The sequence below is a fragment of the Rhodococcus sp. BP-241 genome, assembly GCF_019836145.1.
Taxonomy (GTDB): domain Bacteria; phylum Actinomycetota; class Actinomycetes; order Mycobacteriales; family Mycobacteriaceae; genus Rhodococcoides.
Window position 1 is genome coordinate 419,416 of the sequence record NZ_JABUEI010000002.1, and the last position, 21,453, is coordinate 440,868.

12 protein-coding genes and 1 pseudogene are annotated in these 21,453 nt (G+C 59.5%); 6 read left to right on the plus strand and 7 right to left on the minus strand.

Annotated features, from left to right (window positions below; all coding sequences use genetic code 11):
• Positions 1-4: 4 nt before the first annotated feature.
• Positions 5-1,156 carry a histidine kinase gene (locus HQ308_RS05310; protein WP_308115676.1) on the minus strand — a complete coding sequence of 384 codons (1,152 nt, stop codon included), beginning with the start codon at positions 1,154-1,156 and terminating at the stop codon, positions 5-7.
• A gap of 220 nt (positions 1,157-1,376) precedes the next feature.
• On the opposite strand from HQ308_RS05310, the gene HQ308_RS05315 reads away from it, so the two are divergent.
• The 4 genes from HQ308_RS05315 (at position 1,377) to HQ308_RS05330 (ending at position 6,354) form a co-directional block, all read left to right on the plus strand.
• Positions 1,377-1,988, plus strand: a complete 612-nt coding sequence (locus HQ308_RS05315) for a DUF4352 domain-containing protein (protein ID WP_222645723.1) — start codon at positions 1,377-1,379, stop codon at positions 1,986-1,988.
• A 39-nt stretch (positions 1,989-2,027) separates the two neighbouring features.
• Positions 2,028-2,663: a VWA domain-containing protein gene (locus HQ308_RS05320; protein WP_222645727.1), complete on the plus strand. Its 636-nt coding sequence runs from the start codon at positions 2,028-2,030 to the stop codon at positions 2,661-2,663.
• Between the two features lie 990 nt (positions 2,664-3,653).
• Positions 3,654-4,226: a hypothetical protein gene (locus tag HQ308_RS05325; RefSeq protein ID WP_222645731.1), complete on the plus strand. Its 573-nt coding sequence runs from the start codon at positions 3,654-3,656 to the stop codon at positions 4,224-4,226.
• A 481-nt stretch (positions 4,227-4,707) separates the two neighbouring features.
• A complete protein-coding gene (locus tag HQ308_RS05330; protein ID WP_222645956.1) occupies positions 4,708-6,354 on the plus strand; it encodes a nuclease-related domain-containing DEAD/DEAH box helicase in 1,647 nt (548 codons plus the stop codon).
• 173 nt (positions 6,355-6,527) lie between these two features.
• Here the strand turns inward: HQ308_RS05330 and HQ308_RS05335 are convergent, their stop codons facing one another.
• From HQ308_RS05335 to HQ308_RS05350, 4 genes are read right to left on the minus strand one after another with little or no spacing between them, the layout of a single operon-like run.
• Entirely contained in the window at positions 6,528-11,867 is a 5,340-nt protein-coding gene (locus HQ308_RS05335) for a DEAD/DEAH box helicase (RefSeq protein ID WP_222645734.1), read from the minus strand.
• Complete coding sequence (locus HQ308_RS05340) at positions 11,860-12,906, minus strand: hypothetical protein (RefSeq protein ID WP_222645737.1); 1,047 nt, start codon at positions 12,904-12,906, stop codon at positions 11,860-11,862. Before HQ308_RS05340 ends, HQ308_RS05335 begins: the two co-directional genes overlap by 8 nt.
• On the minus strand, positions 12,903-14,987 hold the full coding sequence (locus tag HQ308_RS05345; RefSeq protein ID WP_222645740.1) for a hypothetical protein: 2,085 nt from the start codon (positions 14,985-14,987) through the stop codon (positions 12,903-12,905). The genes HQ308_RS05340 and HQ308_RS05345 overlap by 4 nt, the downstream gene beginning before the upstream one ends.
• Entirely contained in the window at positions 14,984-16,237 is a 1,254-nt protein-coding gene (locus HQ308_RS05350; RefSeq protein WP_222645742.1) for a hypothetical protein, read from the minus strand. Before HQ308_RS05350 ends, HQ308_RS05345 begins: the two co-directional genes overlap by 4 nt.
• 968 nt (positions 16,238-17,205) lie before the next feature.
• On the opposite strand from HQ308_RS05350, the gene HQ308_RS05355 reads away from it, so the two are divergent.
• Together HQ308_RS05355 and HQ308_RS22435 are read left to right on the plus strand one after the other, a co-directional pair.
• A complete protein-coding gene (locus tag HQ308_RS05355) occupies positions 17,206-17,652 on the plus strand; it encodes a hypothetical protein (protein WP_222645744.1) in 447 nt (148 codons plus the stop codon).
• Between the two features lie 435 nt (positions 17,653-18,087).
• A pseudogene (locus tag HQ308_RS22435) lies at positions 18,088-18,255 on the plus strand (transposase); the annotation flags it as partial.
• Positions 18,256-18,378: 123 nt separating this feature from the next.
• On the opposite strand, the gene HQ308_RS05360 reads toward HQ308_RS22435, so the two are convergent.
• Positions 18,379-20,007: a hypothetical protein gene (locus HQ308_RS05360; protein WP_308115697.1), complete on the minus strand. Its 1,629-nt coding sequence runs from the start codon at positions 20,005-20,007 to the stop codon at positions 18,379-18,381.
• Positions 20,008-20,266: 259 nt separating this feature from the next.
• Positions 20,267-21,139 (minus strand): HNH endonuclease, encoded by an 873-nt coding sequence (locus HQ308_RS22880; protein WP_308115677.1) that lies wholly within the window; start codon positions 21,137-21,139, stop codon positions 20,267-20,269.
• Positions 21,140-21,453 lie beyond the last annotated feature (314 nt).

Below are 21,453 nucleotides of genomic sequence, written 5' to 3' on the forward strand. Positions count from 1 at the left end.
CGCGTCAGGAGTACCAGGGGAGCCAGGCCGTCACGATGAACTCGCCACCCATGGCAGTCCACCGCACCCACCCGCCGGCGTTGTGAGCTTGCTCCGAGAGGCCGGCCAGTCCGGTTCGCGAACCAGGGCCAGGTTGCGCTGTCGTCGAGATGTGGTTGCGCACAGTCAGGCTGATGCCGTCGGTGTCCGCCCCACTCACCGTGATGTGAAGGGGGGAACTCGGGGCATGCTTCTGACTGTTGGTCAGAGCTTCCTGCACGATGCGGTACGCGGTATGACTGGTCAAATCGCCGACCACGCCGGGATGAATGTCCTGAACCAGCGTCACCCGACACCCGGCAGAACGCGCCGCGTCGACGAGGTCCCCGATTCCCGCGATGCTTCGCCGACCAGCATCCTCGCCGCCGGTGTCGGAGCCGCGGAGAACGCCGATGATGCGTTTGAGCTCGTCCAGGGACTCGTGAGCCGTGGACCGGATCAGGGCCGACGTGTTGGAGATCTTCTCCGGTCCGTCGTTGCTCCCGACCTGTAAACCGCCTGCCAGCAACGATATTCGACTGAGTCCGGCGGCCAGGGTGTCGTGCATGTCGCGCGCGATGCGGGAGCGTTCCTGCTGTATCAGCATGTCCTCGTGCAGGCGCTGCGACTGCGCGGTCGCCTGATCGCGAGACTGTACGGCCACCACGAGATCGGACTTCGTGCGGCGGAGCTGAGAGAGCCCCAAAACGACGGCGACGAGGACGGCCGCGACGAGCCAGGGCAGCCACCAGGGAAGCGACCACGTCGGTGGGGGAGTGCCCTCGACGTGCTTGACTCCGATCGTCAGGACCGAATAGTCGCGGCGACGCCCTGCGTCGTATACGAGGGATATCGCGCAGGCCAGGTAGACCGCGACTGCAGCACCGGCGAGAGTACGACCTCGAGCGAAGACGCCCACCGCGTAGAGAGCTATCAGCGCGGCCGTTGCGTCGGTGGCGAAGAAGAGGGGACCGACGACGGCCATCGCGAGGACGATCCACGGTTTGTCGTGTCGCCAGATCAACGCAATCGCGGCGGCCATGTTGAGGACGACCCCGAGCGCCACGTTCCATACCGGTGTTCCCGATGTGCCTGCGAGACCGGCAGCCATGAAGGTGCAGAACAAGCTGAGCGTCACTGCGCCGACGGTCCAGGCGCGACGCCGAACCGTAGCTGCAGTAGTGGTCACAGAGAGGACGGTACGGCCATGGTCCGACATGAGCCTCCGTTCTTCGGTCGCGAATGCCGACCGAAAGGAGGAGTGAGACCGGCCGAATCGACGAGGTGCCCGACGGGGTCACTGCGGTGTTGTTGGTGGGACGCACCGACCGGTGCCGGCACCACCGAAAGGAATCGCCATGACTCAGCCTCCCCAGAACCCGTACGCGCAGCCACAGCAGCCGCCGACCAAGAAGAACTGGTTCCTGCGGCACAAGATCCTCACGGCGATCGGTGCGGTCGTCGTCATCGCGGTCGGCGTCAATCTGGCGAGCGGAGGACAGGACTCGTCGACGAGCGGCACCACGTCCTCCTCGCAGGCCGCAACGGAGGGCAGCAGTGCGCCGGCCGAGGAGTCGGCACCGGGAATCGGTGCTGCGGTGAGGGACGGCAAGTTCGAGTTCACCGTGCAGAACGTCGAGCGTGGCGTCGCCAGTGTGGGGGATCAGTACACGTCGCAGACGCCGCAGGGCGAGTATGTCCTGGTCACCCTGAATGTCGCGAACATCGGCAACGAGCAGCAGCTGTTCGACACATCGTCGCAGAAGCTACTCGACGGGCAGGGGCGCGAGTACTCGACCGACACCCTCGCGACGGTGACCAACGACCCGAATCTCGGCTTCTCGCAGATCAATCCGGGCAACTCGCTCGTCGCGACACTCGTCTACGACGTGCCGGCGGGCACCGCACCGTCGGAGATCGAGCTTCACGACTCGTTGTTCTCCGGCGGCGTCACCGTCTCCGTCACCTGATCCTCAGTTCACCTATCCGTCACCACGTCAGGAGTTCCCATGCCAGATCCTTCTTTGTCCCTCGTTGCAGCTCTACTCGACCGTTCCGGTTCGATGTCGTCCATCGCCGACGACACCCGCGGTGGCTTCGACGCCTTCATCGACGCCGAGCGTGGTCACGACGGCACAACCGTCGTGACGCTGGCGCAGTTCGATGATCAGTACGCGATGGTCTACGACTCGACACCGATCGACCAGGTCCCTCCCCTGTACTTGGTGCCCCGCGGAATGACGGCGTTGTACGACGCGGTGGGGAAGTTCGTCACCGAGATCGGCTCGTCGCTTGCGGCCCTACCCGAGGAAGAACGGCCGGGATCGGTCACCGTGCTGGTGATGACCGACGGACAGGAGAATTCGAGTCGGGAGTGGTCGAACCAGGCGGTTCGCGAGTTGATCGAGCAGCAGGAATCGCAGTACGAGTGGGACTTCGTGTTCCTGGGAGCCAACATGGACGCGGTAGATACGGGCTCGCAGATGGGCTTCAAGGCCGATAAGTCGCTGACCTACGACGCCTCGTCGGTGGGTGTGAGCGCGGCGTTCTCGGCGGTGGTGGACTACCAGGATCGGAAGCGTGCGCACGGGATGCAGCAGGTGGACGGGTTTTTGGAGGGGGATCGACGGCGGGCGGGACGGTGACAGCCCTCTCCACATAGAGCACTCGATGTGGAGAGGGCTGTCAAAGGCGACGACGCGCACCACCGATTGTGGAAAAATCGCGCGGGGGTGTTGGCATCGCGAGCGCGCATCGTTCGTCGCGAAGGAATTCATGCAGGTGCACGGTGGTATCGATTGACCTGGGAACGACCACGTCACCGATATTTCAGACGCGCAGCCTCGTACACAGTGCGCAGAAGGCCGGCTTCACGCTTCGAAATCGCGAACATGCGATGACGCTTACCGGAGAGAGCGTGTTCGACTCGGTCGTGGCGCCGGACGACCAAGCACAATGGCTTCTCGATCCAGTCGCCGTGAATGCAGCCGATACTGTCGCAGCACCCGAGTACACGGCTACTCAACGTGCAGCTCATCTTTCGTCGTTCAACCAATTGGAGCAGCATCTACGCAGTGACGCCATCGTGGACGCTGTGAGCGCATACTTGAGCAGCTGTGTCCCGTTCCCGGCACGAACCGAGGGGACCTACTGGACTGTCAGCTGTTTCCCGGGGTCGTCGAGTTCTCGGTTCGCGTGTGTGTCGATGGCCATGCTGGAGACGTTGTATATCTGGAACCCGCCGGCGTCGGACCACCTGGAAGTAAGAATGTTCGTCGACGGCAGCCGGATCCCCAAACGCTTTCTTCGAAGCCGAAATCAGTGGCGCAAGCTGGCCCCGGGCGTTTGGCTTGGGCCATCGGCCCACAAGTCCGCGGGTGTCAACGAGCGCACCATCAAGGTAGGCGATGTTTCCTACCTCGCAACGGCGCTCGCGATTCCCGGTGTGGCCGATGCTGCCGCGCATCACGCGCTGGCGGTGATGCGTAAGCGGCAGTCCGGCTACAAGCCGTCGCACTGTCCACAGCTCGCAGCAGCTGCGGTCTTGTCATCGCAGGTGCGGTCCGATCCGGCTCCGTCAACGAAGATGAGTGAACCGTCGCTGGAGGAGGTTGACCAGCTGGAGCCAGTTGCCGATGGAGATGCAGTCGTCGATACCGCCCAAGAATCGGACCAGCTCCTCGGCGAAACACAAGCTCGAGAGATTCCACGACCTCGACATCGATGGTCGAGCACTCCGGTGGTTGGGCGAGTTCATTGCGGCGTCGATTCCCGATTCGTCGTCGGACGCTGGGACGAGTTGGGGTCTTACCTGCCTCCCGGCGACGAAGGCCGGGCCAGGACGCCGCCGCATGTTCACCGTCAATGTCGGTGCGATGGAGGTCGCCTACATCGTCCGCGATGTGAATGGACCGACAGCGGAGCTCGTTGGAACGGCGGTAGTTTCGCGCTCCGCCCTCGAAGTTCAGGCAGGTCGATCGATTGACGAGCTCGTGGCGGACAACCCTGGAATTACGTTCACGACGGTCGGTTACTTGGCCGCCGCCGGCGATGACATCTCCCTGAGTTGGCCTCTGCGAAGCGTTGTCAACGATCTGCCGTGGTCGCCCGCGTCGGCGGTGCTGGTTGATTCGGTGCGAGGAGGTCGGTCGTCGTACGGGAGGTATCACTCGACTTTGCTGCATACCGAAGCGCTGGGCGCAGTCTGAGGCTTGGTGGCTCCGTCGCGTTGAGGCGGTGACATCGAGCGTCGTAGCTTCCCTCCGTGAAGGCCGCAACGAGGTAGTACACGGTGAATTGCCGTAACCCCGCCCACGACCGTGGCCTGGCCGGATCGCTACCACACGTGGCGAAGCTAATGTCCGCGTTGTCGCCGAGCTAACCTTCCGCCGCGGTGACAAGACAGGGCCATGGCTGCGTTCGGCCCTGTCTTGTCGTGCCCCCTGGTCTACAGCGATCCTCGGACCTAGCAGGCGATCGTCAAGGTTTTAGATGGGCAACACTCGCAGGAATCAAACTGACAACTCGCGAGAGTGGTTCGCGAAAAGCGAGTACGGGACACACTCGTCAGTAAGGAGGCCGCCGATAACTTCGCTCAGCCACGACACCGTGGTGTGTACCTGCGGCCGGAATCGTTCCACTACCTTTACAACCGCGACGTACAGTCGATCCCTATGGCACTGTGAATCGATGCACCTGCGCAACTTGGAGAATCCGCAGTTCGTCAACGACGCCGAGCGTGCCGTTTGGGATGCACTGACTGAACAACTGGACGAGAACGACTTCGTCGCAGCGAATCAACGCGTCACGGACCGCGCCAAGGACCACGAAATAGACTTCGTTGTCGGTCTCGACGGACTCGGTGTGGTATGTCTCGAGGTCAAGGGCGGGCAGATCTCGCACGACGGCCGTACGTGGTTGCAGCGCCGCCGCGAGGGAGACGTACCCATCGATCCAGTCAACCAGGTTCTGGGCTCGAGCTATGCACTGCGCGCCTACGTCGAGAACGATCCGCGCTGGACTCAGGGTCGCGTTCTGTGGGACCACGTCGTCGTCTTCCCGAACACCGAGCTACCGGCGGACTTCGCACGGCCCGACTGCCCTCGGTGGCGCGCGATCGACCGGACACAGTTGAGCTCGTTGGTCTCCCTGCTGCGTGACGTTCTGACCGGCAAGGAGTCGGGTCGTCCAATGGGTCCCGCAGGCGTGGAGCAGTTGTCGGCTGCCCTGAGCGGACGGGGGTTACCGCAGGCCACTGTGTTGGCTCGAGCGATCGCCCACGAGGACGACGTGGACGCACTGACCTCTCAGCAATCCATTATCCTCGGCGCCATCCGCTTACTGAACCGCGTCGAGGTCCGTGGCGGGGCCGGAACCGGAAAGACTTTCCTCGCTGTCGAGCAGGCTCGACGCCTGTCTAGATCGGGTGAGCGGGTCGCGTTGGTCTGCTATTCGCATGGTCTCGCCTCGTACTTGCGCCGACTGACGTCGACGTGGCCCCGCAAGGAACAGCCGGCGTACGTGGGCGAGTTCCATTCGTTGGGGATCGAGTGGGGTGCTGCGCGTGGTCCAGACGAGTCGGTGCGCACGGCGGCGAGTGTGCGGTTCTGGGAGCAGGATCTCCCTGATCAGATGGCGGGCCTCGCTCGTAGCTTGGAGTGGCGGAATCGGTTCGATTCGGTGGTGATCGACGAGGCCCAGGATTTCGCGGACGCGTGGTGGCGGCCGGTTGTGGAATCGCTTCGTGAGCCGGATCAGGGTGGAATTTATGTGTTCAGCGACGAAGCACAACGTGTCTTCGATCGGCAGGGGACGCCACCGTTGCAACTCGTCCCGATCGTCCTCGACCACAACCTTCGCAACACCCGACAGATCGCGTTGTGCTTCACCTCTCTTGCCGGACAGCGCATGCGTCTGCTCGGTGGGGAGGGGCCCGAGGTCACGATGGTGCCGTGCACGGCCGCCGACGCTCTCGATCGTGCGGACGATCAGATCGACGCGCTCCTCGACGCGGGGTGGCGGCCGGAGGATCTGGCGATGTTGACGACGGGCAGTCGTCACCCGGAGCAGGTGTCACGGCAGGGCGAGGGCCATGTGGCGTACTGGGACAGTTTCTGGGACACCGAGCAGGTGTTCTACGGCCACGTGCTCGGGTTCAAAGGTCTCGAGCGTCGTGCGGTGGTGCTGGCAGTCAACGAAACCGTTAGCCGTGAGCGCACGAGAGAGCGGCTTTATGTCGGGTTGTCGAGGCCGCGAGACCAACTTGTAGTGTGTGGAGATCCGGAGTTCATCCGGGAGGTGGGCGGGCTAGATTTGGCACGACGGTTGGGAGTCTGAACCAGAGAGGTACGGCGCGCGATGTCGAACTAGTGATATTCGCTGATGCTGTCGTCTGTGTGACGACAACCCGCACGGCGAGCTTGCAGCCCGTTCACCCTCAAGTCTCGGTTTCTTGTCCGGACCAATCGACCACACTGGACCTGTGCCACTTCGGCAAGTTTGCCACCCGGTCATCCGATAGACGTACCGCGAATAATGTTCCGATACACCGCGGGCAAGTCGCGGACAATCGCGAAATCCGGAATGGCCACAGCACGTTCCCCAGGTCGAGGAGCCAATGCCATCTTTATCTTTGCGTAACCTTGATCGAGCAGGCTCGGATACACGCCTACAACAAATTTTGAAGTATCTTTTGAGATAACTAAGGGGCGTTTGTTCGTTCGATCTGCGGCTGCCGACCAGCCGTCCAGTTCGAAGAATCTTTTCAGAGGCGCAAGTAGTTCTGCCTGCTTCTCGGGCCGTAATAGCCCCGGAAGAGTTGCATCAATGGCATAGTTGAAAAGATTTAGGGCTAAGTGCCGATCCAGGCGGCTATGTATGAAGCGGTTGCGGTAGTGTCGCAGGCACCGAGTGCACGACTGAGTGCAATTAGCCGGGCATTCTGCCAACAGTCTACGCACTTGGTCAATTACTCCAAGAATTTCGCGGCCCGCATCGGCCGAGTAGCCAGCGCCGCCGGCCGCGGTGTCGTAGAGAAAAATCTCGGCAACCGAAGTGTCAGCGTCTGGAGACGTCCGATGAGAGTATCCAGCGCTGATTTCGTTATGATCCACATCGAGGTGAATTGTCGCAGCAAGCGCAAACGCCTCAGAAAGAGTGAGAAGCGCATCATTCACCCAAGGACGGGTCGGCTGGAGGTCTACGGGGGTCTTGCTAGTGATCTGCAGAAGCAGTGTGTCCGTCCTGAACTGGTGGGACAGGAACAGTTTCTTGCGAATCTGGCCACTGCATGTCCCACGGGCAGTGGGCGGCTGCAAGAACGGGACCCTATGTGACCCATCTGAGGGTATCGTCTCGTTGGGCCATGCTGAACCACATTTTTCGCAGACACCGAAACCGTCGTCATCGTCGCCGCGGTTGACAACAATCAGCTCGACGTCCCGATGAAAGCACGTGCGGAAGTTTATACCTGCGTTTGCGCTCCATTGAAGCTTCGACCGATCTACGAATTCGGGCATCTGCGCGCTCCCGGCAGACGTGTAGATCTGCGATTCGTTGGTTTCGTCAACAGGTCGGCCGCCGTCTGGATAAAAACCACTCGGCGACAGCAGGCTTCTTGCGATTAATTGACCGCCACACACAGGACAGGGCTGCAGTTGGGCTTCGCTAGACAAAGAATCCTCAAGTCGAACGTATGGGCAGCGTATACATCCAATATGTTGTTCGAGCGCCTTCTCGAAGTACGGAGTGGCGGGGTCCAACCGATGCTTACGGTCTGTTGGCGGAAAAAAGATACCACCACTTCGGTATGTCTTTTTGTTCACGACGATAGTTCTACCGGGGGCGTATTCGCTCAGGGCCTGTAGCTTTGCGAGCTGAGGTCGTTCCTTGACAATCACTCGGCCCTTATCGTTTCGCTCCTGTATGTAGAAAGAACACACATCCGTGGGGAATGCGTACTTCGGAAGTAGGCCCGCGTCAAATAATGCCTCAAGCAGTGTGGTGGGCCGGTTGCCTTCCTCAAGTGCGGTGAAATGCGAGTTGCCGATCTCTTTTACTGATTCCAGAAAGGCCTGCGCAGTCGCGACTACATAAGCCGGGAGTTCTGTTTCACGGCCGGCACCTAGAAGATTGTTAGGAAGCCAGGAAACAACCCGTGTTGTTCCAACAGCTTCGGGAGAGGCGAAGTTCCGTTGGGTCCAAGCATTGAAACTGCGATACGTCAGCGCAGTATCGGAATCCTTGAAGAAGTCTACTGCTGCTCCGAAGGCAGCCATGACCTCACCTGCCTGAACTCCGGGGTCGGCGACGTCGATGTTCTCGTGAAAGAAAGTTTGGAGGATGTATGAATGGACGTGCCGCTTGGCGAGCTTCTGGTTGTCATCCTTGATGCGGAGAGCTGACACGGGTCCGCTTATCATCCAATGCGGGTGCTGGAAGTAGTAGCCGTCATGAGGTGCTCCGTCGGAGTAGGTGAGGACCGTAGAAACGGCGCTACCCCGTCTGCCGGCACGCCCGGCTCGCTGTTGATAGTTCTCGCGCATCGGCGGCATGGTCCGAAGGGCGACAGCGGTCAGTGAACCGATGTCGATACCGACTTCCATCGTGGTTGTGCAGCTCAGAACGTCGACGACGGGGGCACCGTCACCGAGATCGACGTTCTGGAATCGAAGTTCAAACTTCTCGGTCGTAGCGAAAGCTATCGAGTCATCGCGCTGCGACAACTGGGCAGTGTGTTCTTCAGCGTTGATATGCATTGGGGCTCGTCCATCGAGAACTTCGAATAGTGGGGTGCGCAGATGATTCTTCGGTGCCCACGCCGACGGATGCAGCGGATCGCACTTTTCAAGGTTCGCGGAATTGCAACGGTAGTTAATGCACTTTCCGAGCAGGCCCATTGGGAAGACCGAACCGCACTCGACGCAGCGTACCCACGTTTCGTTCAAGGCGAGCTTTATCTGAAAGCGAGCAGGATCCAACGTATCTGCAGCCACACTATCTGTCTCAGTGGATTTTGCCAATACCCCGAAAAGCAGTTCCCGAAGTTGTTCGTACGGCTGGCGAGACCTTGTACCAATTTCGTCAAAAAATGACTTTAAAGCATCCATCCGTCTGACTTCTTGATAATACGGAAATACCTGCCGGCGAGAGGTGCTGGGCAGGCGCGAATCGAGCGCTCCCCGACTAAGCATCTGCCCGACCCACGCCGACACGATCTCGTCGATCTGCAAATCACTGAGGAGAACGTTGCGTCTTTCACGTTGCCTGAGGATCAGGTCTCGTGCTTTCACTGTTGGTGCTAGCTGCACTGCATTCGCTGCGGTGAGCGATCTCGTCTCGTGACATAGTTGGCGAAGCACTGATAGTCGAAAAGAAATCGAAGCGTTTGGCTGCCATTCGAAGTCGATCGCGCTTGCCAGATCGCCATCATAGTTTCGAGCAAATTCGTTTCGGTCCCTGCTTAGCCGGAGCTGGTCTTCGGCGTCGAAGAATGTCAAGTCCTCGCGTTCGCACACCCCGATGAAGCCGGCGTACAGCTCGGATAGCGTCGGCCAACGATTCTGCGCTTCTTTTAGGTCCCGAATTGCGAGTACCAAGGTCTCGCGCATCGTGGAGTCCTCGACATCTCGGGGAAGATCTCGTGCCAAACGAGCCGCTTTTTGGCGACCGTCCGAGAAGACCAGTACCTTCCGCCCACCATTGGGTAGGTGTCGGGTCCGCGGAAACGCTGCTGGTTGAGTCGCGAACTGTTGACGAACAAGATCTGCGAATGTGGATTCACCGGTTGTCGCGAGGTTGGTGAGCGTGGAGTAATTTGCCCGTTCGGCGGACTCCAAACATCGAACGCACCGTGAAAAATGCTCCGCAGCAGACTTGTTTCGCGGGCGTGCACGAAACAGCAGCCTTGTACCAAGTTTGTCTGGTAGTTCTATTCGACCGGTCGCTACATCGAGCCCAATTGGACTTACGAGCGAAGTGGAGGCGGAATGCGGCTCACCGAGAAAAAGCTTGACTTCCTTCAACGGTTTTCCGCCGCCGAGTCGTCCGCCGGGCTCGTGCCAAAGGAACCCCCCGACCTCGGTTGATTCATAGCCACGGATGTACACAGCCCCGCATCTTTTGTGGGTGAGTATTTCGTATACCCTTCCTCCACAGTCGCATTGCACGCGAGGCGTGTCGTAGATTTGGCCTAGGAGGGTCCCTTCTCGACTTTGGGGAATTGCAGTGCAGTGGTCGTCGATGCACCCGAAGAGTGTCGGCGCGGACCGATACATCATGTGGACGCGGGACGGGAGGACAGGTTGGTGCTCACGACCGGGCTGTGTACGACGAGCGAATGCCCCGAGCGTCAGAAGTCCGTCGATCGCTCGCTGTTGCAGCGCCAGATTGTCTGTTTGTACTACTACGCGGGCCAGCTCACGAAGTTCTGTCGCACTACCGGAGCACTCTGAAATCACCATGTTTGCTGGTCCGAAGCTGGCTAGTGTCCGGCCTAACGACTGCCTAGCATCCTGCAACGTGCCGTTTTCGTCGATGTCGACCTGGGTGACGAAGTTTCCAAGAGCGTGCTTGACGTCCTTCGCTGACGTGGCCAGAGCCAATGCGGATCCGTCGACGGAAGAGAGCATTTCGGCTTCTGCCACAGAAGCACGCTTCGTTGCATTTACTGGTTCGATGGTGCCGCGGATGACGGAGAAGTCCCGGATAGCCGATTCCCCAGTGAGCGCGTGGGCGAAGCGAATCGCGCTCGCTTCACCTCCGTCGGACTGCAGGCTCGCACTCGTGAGGATGCATCTGATTCGGTCACGATCTATTCCGAGGCGCGCACCGAGACGACGTATGAGAAGTCCAACTTCGGCTCCAGTCGCACCCCGATACATATGCGCCTCATCGAGCACGAGAAGAAGTTCATTCCGCTCGTCTGCTTCCAACCAAGCCCGGGTCTGGTCGAAAATCGGCCGCTCGATCGGACGGAGCAGCATGTACTCGAGCATCGAGTAGTTGGTCACGAGAATGTCAGGTGCCGACTGCTGCATTTCGTGACGCGTCAAGAGCTCACGATCGTGTGGTCCTGTCGCGTATTGATCTCGACCAGGCTTGGAGAATCCTGTGAGATCCTTGGAAGGCCAGCGCCCGCGCTCCTTCAGCTCCTGGGCTAGCTTGCTGTCGGATTCGTCGAGTTGGCGATAATAATTGACCAGCTCGGACAGTCGTCTTTTGTCGCGTTCGTTCGTGCGAAGATTTGGATAGGGTGTGCGTCCAGTATACATCCCGAAGTGTGGATGCCGGCCGCCGCGGCTTCGAAAGTATCGAGCGACGCGCTCGTCACCGAACAGTTTTCGAAGGCGTGCTGTTTGATCACTGACTAGAGCATTGAGGGGGTAAAGGAGGAGAGCGCGAACGCCGCTCTGTTCCATGCTCGGACGATCCGCTTCGCATGCAAGCATGCCAAGAATCGAATACAAGAAAGTCTCAGTTTTCCCTGATCCCGTACCAGTCGCCACAATGAGGTCGGAGGGTGAATCAGAGCTGAAAAAATGTTCGAGTGCCTCGGTTTGGTGACGGTATGGCGGGTATATCCCGACTCCAGGCGAGAAATCCTGCAAGTCGGTAAGGACTTGTTTCACGGGTTGGGGGACTCTGAGCTCGGAAAAGTCGGGGCCGTACATGTAGGAAGGTGTGATTTCAACGTGCGGAGTTTGCGCTATCACGCCCGGCCGCTCGAGCAGCGCTTTGCGGCGTTCGGCTAGGTCGAGGTTATCAATTGGTGAGTTCGTTTCGATGGAGCGCTGGAAACTCGCTCGGACTTGGCGTGCGATCTGAGTCGCGCCGACGTCACCTTCAGCCATGTTTTACATCCTTATCGATTTGAATGCCTAAATCCTCGAGTGTCCGTCTGATCTGCGAACGATGTGATGTGGCGACGAACCGGTACTGGAAGTTGGACGCGGGCAGGCGTCTGCCTAGTGCAGTGAGCGCGCGCATTTCCGGCGCGGGGATCGGGTTGTGAAGCACGACCTCGGATACACCGTCAGCGGACTCGCGCCAAGTCGCCCTCACTGGGTTGTTCGCGATCTGGTCGTAGCCATACATGAGCCGGCGCGCGTCATCGCGGCCGATTTCGCACGTCCCGGTGACTACGCCAGCCGCTACACGTGCCAAACCGTAGACCCGCCAGTGTCGGAGCACAGTGTGGCGGTACAAGTATGTACCGGTGAGTCTTCTGTCAGGTGGCTTCCATCGGATCGCTTGTATGAAGGAGCGCCGTTCGTTGTCCGCGAGATAGAACTCTAGGTCATCGAGTTGCCCATCAACGATCGGCGTTGTCCCGATGATTTCTGCTGTCCAAGTTGAGAGTGTTGATTCGGGCTTGTTCGCCCACATCCAGAGCCCCACCTGTGGGAGCCCCAGGTTGTCGAGCAATGACTGATCGATGATTTGCCGAGTTGCGCCCGCACAAGCCACCCCATCGCGGGCGGCCCGGTCAAGTAGTCGCAAGGGGATTCCGCTGACCAGCAGTTCAGGTTCTCGCCTATCCGATTTTACAACGACGCCGGGGACACTGACCCAATACCCATTGGCGAGTTCCGCCAGATCACCTAGGTCGGCCAATACATCGAGTAGGTTCCTGAGTTCGGCGCGTCGGTCGCTATCGGACTGGTTCAGGGTTGTGGAGTAGATCGACTTGTCTACAGAAACCGCGCGATTCAGTAACTTTCCGATGTATACCGGTGTATCAGCAGACGTGGATGCCCAGGTGACTGCACGGAGCATTTCGCACCGACGGGTTTCGTCATCGGCCTTATCCGGGAGCGCGAGAGCTCGCGCGATCGCCTCCCGTGCGGCTGATTCTTTAACTGGCTGGAGACTGAGTTCGTACGGGGTCATCCGAGACGCATTCTCAGTCGCCGTACTAGTCCGGAGTAGTGCACGGCCAGGTCTTCGTTCATCGACAAGTTTCTTGCGATGCTGTCTGTGAATTCGGCGTACTCTATATCCGAGAGTGCTGTGGCCGCGGCAGGCAACAGAAGGCAAAGTGCGACAGAGCGAGGAATCTGATCTTCGGGTTGCAGGCCGCTGAGCGCTGATGCAAACCGATCTCCTGCCTGGATGACGTCGTCGGAGATCGGCCAATAGGAGCGTACGTCTTCGAGTAGGTCGCGAGTGACCTCGGGCATTTCTTGTTCGGGCATTGGTAGATCGATATGCGAGTGATCTCGAGCCGAGCTGTGGTTCGGAAGTGCTGCCGTCTCGACGACGACAGCGTGTCCCCACAAGTCCGGGCTGATGCGGGCAGATGTGACGCCGGTAGCGATCGTTCCTGCGATCTTGAGGTTCTTGCCACCATCTATGCCATGCAACGGATACCCGGCCTGCCAGCTTTGCAGCCACGGAATCAGGTATGACTCGGTGGGTGCGTTGTTGATTGCTTCGAACATCACGACGACCTCGCCGGCTTCAGCCGCTGTTGATGCGGTTGACAGCACTTGGTGGTTGGCGCGCAACGTTCCGGTCTTTCCGGAGTGCAGACCGACTAAATCGTTCGGATGCAGAAAATCGTGGGCGATGGACATGCGGACAAGCCGGCCACTGTAAGCGACGGCAGCGGCTGCGGTGATCGTCATCGGTCCACCGTTTCCCAGTGCCACCGGCATAAGTCCGGCGCGAAATGCAGCAACCATCCGCTGCACCGCGATCGATTGCAAGCCTTGTTTCGTTGCTGAGTGTCGAATTTTCGTGTTGATCATGCCAGGGCTAGTGAGACGAGTCGAGGACACCTCTGGGATGGAGACGTCCTGTGCAGATTCGGGGCCCGGTGAAGGATGGAGCGACGGTGAATTGCTGGTCAGGGCCCGTCCGATGATTGAGGAGGTCAATCGGGCTCGGCTGCCTTCGATGATCTCTTCCACCGCTTTGGCGACATCGGCGCGAACTTCCTCAGAACGAATTGTGGCTGATTGCTGAGCGGTGTCGAATGCGACTCGAGCCTTCTTTGTTTGGGTCTGTAACTTCGTGAGTTCGTTCTGGACAGCTGTCTTATTTTCGATCAAGCTGTCGAGTTGTTGGCGTTCCAGCGCGATCTGTTCAACGATCCTGACATGTTCACCACGTTCGGCATTGGCGCGGCCCTCCTCGATTGCTTGGTCCAAGAGCTGGACGACGTCCGGTAGTCCTCCTAGCTTCGTCGCGACGTCTTGTGCCACGCGACGGGCGATCGCGGCGTTGTCACATGCGGTCATTGCCCGGTCGATCTGTTCCTGGCCGAAGTCCTGGTGGACGCCATGTTGGTCAGCGAGCCAGTCACCGACTTGTCGGAGCGACTCCTTGGTGGCTTCGATCTGGGTGTCGTTGACTTCAAGGTTCGATAGCGTGGAGACGGCAAAATCAGCAGCGAGTTCGACAATTTCTTCGTCGGATCTAGCGTCGAACTGGCCGATCGGAGACACGCGACTGATTCGAGAAGCAACGAGATGTCCATCGAACTCGGTCGCGTTGATGTCAGCCATTCGGCGAAGCTCGAGTCGCTGTGGTGCCTGTGCGCGAAGTCGCTTGCGGAATTGTCGAAAGGGACCAATTAATGTGTCATCTTCTAGTTTGACATAGACATCGGAAGACTCGCTGATCCAGCGAGGAAGAGCGATCTCGCCGATGCTGTCGATCGCGTTGACGGCGCTACTAGGAAGTTTCGGCGTAAGCACGATGTCTGCCGGGCGCACGGAACCTAGTTTGTATACGCTTTCGGGTTTTCCGGGAAGCTTAGGCTGTTTCAGGAGTTCGGATGCAACTAGCGCGTTGTTCTCGATGCTTAGTTCACTTGATACCTTGAGGGGCGCGCTTGACTTGAAGTCATCGAGATCAGCTGTCTCCCAGGTGTCCTCATTAAGAACAAAAAGTGGTTCGAGGCGCTTGTTCATGCGGTTCTTCACCGAAAGTCTGCCAATAATTAGCTTGCCATCGTTTGCAGTCATCGTTGAATTCTCCATCGCCAATCCGTCTCGGGCCGATTCCAATCGTGTCGGCCGAGGTGTTCCCGATATTGTAGTGCTGTATAAGCGTGGTGCCATTGAGTTGTTGTTGGTGTGCGTCGAGCGAGCTGAATGGCGGCCGTCACTTGTGGAGCGGCGTGAGCGGGAGGTGTCGACTCGAGCCTGCCCTCAGGCGTGATCATTTTCTCGGGCGGCTCAGGGTCTTCATCTTTTACGGGGTCCACGAGCAAGCTGGTGCGCTCGAGACGGATTACTCCGAAACTGCCGGCAGATACTTCCACACTCAATGCATCGGTGCGGATATTCTTCAGCCAGGAACTGAGGTGGTCTGCATCGACGTTGGACACGCGCATAGAGAATTGCGTGGGGTGCCGGACGACTGCGGAAAACTGAAGTGGCAGATGAGTGACGGCTCTGACCCGGAGGTGCTTGATTTCGGCAAGTTCTATCTTGGAGTACGGGGGATAATTCTCGGTGCCGATTGCGACGGACCACACTGTGCTCAAATTCAAGTCGGACTTAGTTAGTTCGCGCTCGACTCTCAAGATGTCGCCGGATTTGGTCCTGATCCGGATCTCCTCGGAGCCGCCAACGATTCGTGCAAGTTGGCCGGACGAATTGAGACGTAACGCTGCGAATATGCCGCTCGACTCGGCAACGAGAACGTCTGCAATTGTTGAGGGCGCAACGATGAGCTCGTCGTCGAATTGAATGACGTGTACGTCGTCGTTTCGATAGGACGTTGGCGGCGTGCGTACTTCCGTTGGATCTTGCGTCTCCGTGACCGTGGTACCCGCCGTCGTCAGCCACTGACGTGCCGCTACGGCGATCTGAGGCGTGACGACGAACCCCCACGCCGTGAATCCGTTGAGTTGATTCAGCCTCTGAGGCCGAAGAAATGACGGTGGTTTCGCTGAAATAGCCGAAACCCACAGTGCGTTCGTACCTAGATACAGTGGTCTAGTGCCGGTGCACATCAGATAGTCGCCACCGCGGTCCTGACCGAACACTGCTCCACGGTTCGGTAGCTGTTGCACTACTCGAGTCCAGCGGTCTGATCCCGGAGGCCAATCCCCTGCCGTATAGACGCGTTGGACTTGGTGAGACGGATTGACCTGAAATGTCGTCGTTCCCGCCCCCGGCCAAAGGCAAAGGGCGTTGATGAATGAGACCTCACTGTTCTGATGCTGTAACGCAATCTGCCGCCCGCGAAGCTCCGTCACGGATGTCATCGAGAGCTCTTTTTCTGTAAGGTCAGGCAGTTTGAGGTAGAGGTTCCAGTTTGATCCATCGACAGCGGCCCGGAGCTGCAGACGTGAGTCTGTTTTGCTGGTCCAAGATGAGCCGCCGAGACCGGGATGATAGTCCGGACACCCTGGGGATGCGTCGCCGTGCCTGAAGTGAGCGACGTTGATCTTCCCACGTGCTGGGATCGCGTCCTTCAAGCATTGCGGACAGCTGAATGCGTGGTTCAGGTTCGCGTGGGCGGCGTCGACGAGCGAAGCGTCGTACCAATCGACAGCAGTTCTCAAGCCGCGCCCCTCGCAGTTGGATTAAGCAATCCACTTAAACCAGGCACGGACGTGCGTCTTCGATGGTGTCTGCAACCGAGGGTATAAGTTTCTGTGAGGGGAGCCGACACGCAGGCCTTTCGCGCCTCGGTCTGTGGGCAATATGCTGAAAGTCCTTGATTGTTTGATACGACATAATTACCGCGTGAACCCGCCCCAAGGACGGGAGATTCGTATAGGTCATTGACGCCGACGGCGGCGAGATGGTAGGGCACGTGCAGTGATTGCGCTGCGCCCGCAAAAATGCACAAATTCCTAGCCTGTCCGTGATCTCGCATCTGCCCTCCGACTCTTCTCGACGGTCGTCTGTACGGATGCCAACCCGACACGCCTACTTAGTGAGTCATTACAGGCTAGACCAGTCCGACGGCAGTCCGACATCGGACGGGAACCGGACACGCTGAAGGCACGAGCGTTGTAGGCGTCAGCGTTCGATCTGGACACGCAATTTCCGGGAGTCCGCCGCCGAATGGTGTGCCGCGGGTATGCGCCCCGAGAAGTTGAGTACTCGGGATCTGAGGGAGCCGCTACCTCAGCCGCCAGTTTGCGGCGGGTTCCGTTCAGCGGCATGGGCTACAGTTTGGCGCCATTCGGCAGCCGACGGGCCGTAAACGTGGGAAGGTCTGTTCGTGAAAGCTAACTACGTGTATGGCGATGTCGACGGGTCCCTCATCTTCCTCCGTCGTGAGCTAGCCGACGAGCTCGTCTCGCTCCGTTCAGGTTTCGCGACCTGGGGTGAAGCTAGAGCCAATCTGGCTGCCAAACCATGGGAAGACATCAAGTCGCGTTTTTCCGACGCGGAAGAAGACATGCCCAGGGACTCGGAGGACTTCGATCTCGAAGCAGTTCCGGGTGTCAGCGACGGTGACTGGCCCGCGTGGCCGGCGGCCCTGATGATTCAGGAAATTCCGAGTTCGGTGACAAACGAGTTCGGTTCAGTGGAGGACAGCGTATTCAACGGCCAGTTCCTGCAGCTGAAGTCGGATGATGAGGCCGAGATTGTGCGCGCGCTCGAGTCCCATGGGTGGACGTGCGGGCGTGATGACGACCTCGTGCGAAAAGCAAGCGGATACTGAACGGCGGTCGATCGGTCGCGGCTTCATCACGAGTTGCGGGACAAATCTAGGCTTCGTGTCATCGGCAGCGCTGCTCCCGTGAATTCTGGTTCAGGCGTGGCGAAAGGCCGTGCCACCCCAGGCGGTCTGTTTGGCGCCGATGGATTTGCGCCGGCGTCGCAAATTCGACCTGACACGGAGTCAATAGCCGCAGTGGCGCCGGTTGTTGACGCGCTGAGCCACCTGTGCGAAATCACTGTCTATTAGGAGCCAGGACCAGCGATTGGCATCCGGTTATCCGTACGGCCGCTGACATGGACGACGATGTTCCCGACTAGCAACCACTGGTCGAGCCGGCCCCTGCCGCTGTGACTACGAGGTTCGCTTGCCCTCGCCTGTCGTCGCGGAAACTGGCCAAGCCAGATGCGGCCGGCGGAGCTCGAACCCGGCGAGACGGGGTTCGGCGGCTATAAGTCCGCCGCCACCAACACCGTGCCCGACGCGATCACCGTGATGGATCCGGTTTCACGTCGTCGCCCTTGCTGGAACCAGGCTCAACCTTTGCCGGCAGCGGGTGCAGCAGGTGTCAAGCAGGACACCTGCGGTCACCGCGGCCGCACCGGCGCACACCCGAGCACTGCATGCATCCTACTAAAACCGGAGAAACCGTTTATCACGCTGGTCCGTCGGCTCACGGGCACGACAACAACTCCGATAATACCGATCCCCCCTGACCACCAGGCAAGGCTAGGACGTGATCGCCCCCATCGCTGCGCGTTCAGACTCGGTCTCGGCAGTGATCAACGCTTTCGGTCCGAGTCCGTTTTCGATCATGAACGCGAGGAGCCTGGTCACCGTGTGGACGCCGCTACGGAGAGCTTCCAGAGTGGGCGACCGCGGGTCACTGTAGACCGAGAGGCGGTTGATTCGCGCGGAGAGGTGTGTCTCTAAGTCCGTGATTAGGAACCACAGTGTCTCGTCATGCCGGAGATCGAGGAGCTTCCGAGCGTGTTCGACCGCAACCCGCAGAACCAGGGCGTTGGAGTCGTCGATGGGTTGTGCGGGGCCTGTGCCCACAGTGGCCGCGGTGGTGGCTACTGCAGCACCGGTGCCTGCCAGGCCGCCCAGCATCGCGAGCCCGCCTACCATCCCGCCGGGCCCCAGAGCTGCTAGGCCTCCGGTCAGCGCCGCGGCACCGAACACTCCAGCAGGAGCCGCCACTATGAGGCCGACCGGGCCCGCGGCCACGATGGCTACGCCGGCAGCCGCGGTGAGGACGCGCCCCCACGGGACCCCACCCTTTTTGCTGATGTAGCTCTGAACGTCCTCGATTGCCCCGCCGATCTTCGACCCGGTCGAGCGGAGGAAACCCAGTTCGACAGCCATGTCGGGGAGCGCGTCTTTCGGCGCACGATCGATCGAGATCTCGTAAGGCTCGACCAAGTTTGTCATTGCGAGGATGACGAGTTCGCCGACCGCTTCGTGCAATTCCCAACGGTGCGGCAGCTGGGGGAGGGTTCCTCGCAGCAATTCGACCATCTCTGGTGCGATCAGAGGTTCCGAGCTACCGACAACCGACTCGATCTGCGCGACCACTTCGTCGAATTGCGCCCCGAGAGCGTCGCCGTATCTCGCCGCTGCGTCCTTGTCCTTGATGTGACGCTGAACGGCCTGCCCGTAATGCAGTGACAGGAGGATCTTGGCCTCCTGATCCGCCAGCCGAACTGACACGCCCGGTTCGCGCAATGCCACACTCTTGGATGGGAAGAGGACGTCCGCGACGATGCCGGAAACAGAGGGATGGCCGAGATAGACGCCGGCGCCGTGTTGGCCTCCGACATCAACAGTGAAATCCTGGGCGCCCGGGAAAGTCGATGCGAGACCGCGGCCACCTGTGACGACGTCCCTTGTGTCGAGAAAGTTGGTCCAGTCGTCCACCCGCTGATACGGGAACTTCTTCAGCAGCCGATCGCTGTTCTCGTGCAGCGCTTGCGAACTTGCGGGGCTACCTATGGTGATGAAGCGACGGACTCGAATCCCGGGGTGAAGATTGTCCAAGAGGTCGATCGCGACGACGCTTCCGAGGCTGTGACCGATGAGGAGGATGTCTCCTGTAGCGGGCAGGTTGTCGAGGATCGATCGAAGAATCGCGGCTCGAGTTCCTTCCTCCTGCATGTACCGCTTCACTTGCGGAAGGTCGTACCACGGCATTGCATTGATGGCGATTTTCTGGACTGCTGACAACGGTGCATCTGGAACCCGATGAAACCCGAAAGAACGAACGCCCGGTTCGAGTCCGAGCTTGCGTTGAACGCGTGCTTGTCGCCGTTCGAACTCGCGCCGTGCAGTCGATTCGTCGGATGGCTTGTAGGTCACTGAAGGCAGTTTTGCGGAGACTCCTTCTATATTCAGCAACGAGCTGTAGCGCGGCGCTATGACCTGTCCTGAATCGATCGGCGGATGACCTGCCTGAACTAGTCCTCGATTGAGGCCCTCCAGCCAGCCCATCGTGGGATCGCCGTCGCCGATTCCGTGCAAGAAGACTATTTTCATTATTCGTTGCCTCTATTTCGATTGTGCGAGTAAGGACCCCGGCAGGGTCGAGTGAAATCGAGCTGCGCGCGCGGTCGTTACTTCACGCAGCATCCACTCGCCACATGGTGCGGTGTGCAGCGAACCATTGTTGTTGCCGCGGAGTCGGTTCGATGGTGAGGCTGCGTCCATGTAGCTGGCCGTACAGCTCGAACGGTTCCAAGGATTTGTGCACGGCGATCGTGGCATCCTTGCGGACGGCGATCTTTCCGAAATCAAAGAGTCGGTGTAGATCGCGTCGCAGCAACAGCCCACCTTCGTCGTGGTGTTCTCCGACCTGGGCGTAACTGTAGAGATGCGCAGCTTCGAGTACTTCGTGTGGCATGGCGCCTGAGAACGCGCAGTTCGACGCGTACTTCTGCATCAATTGTGCGCGAAAGGCCGGTTGCCCCAGACGCACCCGAGTGATTCGGTCTGTGAATCCTCCGCCCAATTGCCCGGACACCGAGTTCATGAGACTCAATCCGCGGTGGCTGAGGTCGGTCGAGAGGCTTGCCGTGAATGCCGGCCAATCCAGCTCGCGAATACTTAGTTGCGACTTCGGTTGCTTGCATACTGAGCGGAGCTGCTCGGCGGTGAGCTCACCCGCCAAGTCGATCCACGCTTCACCATGATGGGTCCGGTACACGGTGACGTCGATAATCTCGGTCAGTGGGACGTCGAACTTGTTCTTGCAGTTACCGCATTTGTAGCGAGGGGTGAGCGTGAGACGTTCATCGAGCGAGCGACCAGGACCGCAGTAGGGGCACTTCTTCTGCTCCTTAGTTCCTGTTTCGCTGTCGACTTTCTCGACGACGGAGGCGCCGAGCAGGCGCTTCTGGTCCCACACCACCAGGGCATCCCCAGCCGCGATGTTTCGGCTGTTATGTACCTTACTGTCGCTGACATAGCGAGACGACGGATCGTCGTCGTACACATGCCCCCCGCGACCACCTGCCTGGTTGTCCTTGGACAGGACCAACCACGCCCGAGAGATTGAGCCCGTCGAGGGCCACGCGAAGTCCACTATCGAACCCCGGCGGGGTGTCTGACAGTCTGCATGCCTCTGTCTAGCCGGTGCGCTTGTGTTGACGCAACTCCTTCGAAGGCATCACTGAGCCGTCCCGGGTTTGGTGGGGAGCGTGAAATCTAGTCGAGAAAGTACGCCAGGACTCTGCGGTCAACATCCAAAACCTTGTCAGCAGCGACCCCGAGTTCGAGTTCGACAGATCCGAGGAAGGCGACCTCCGC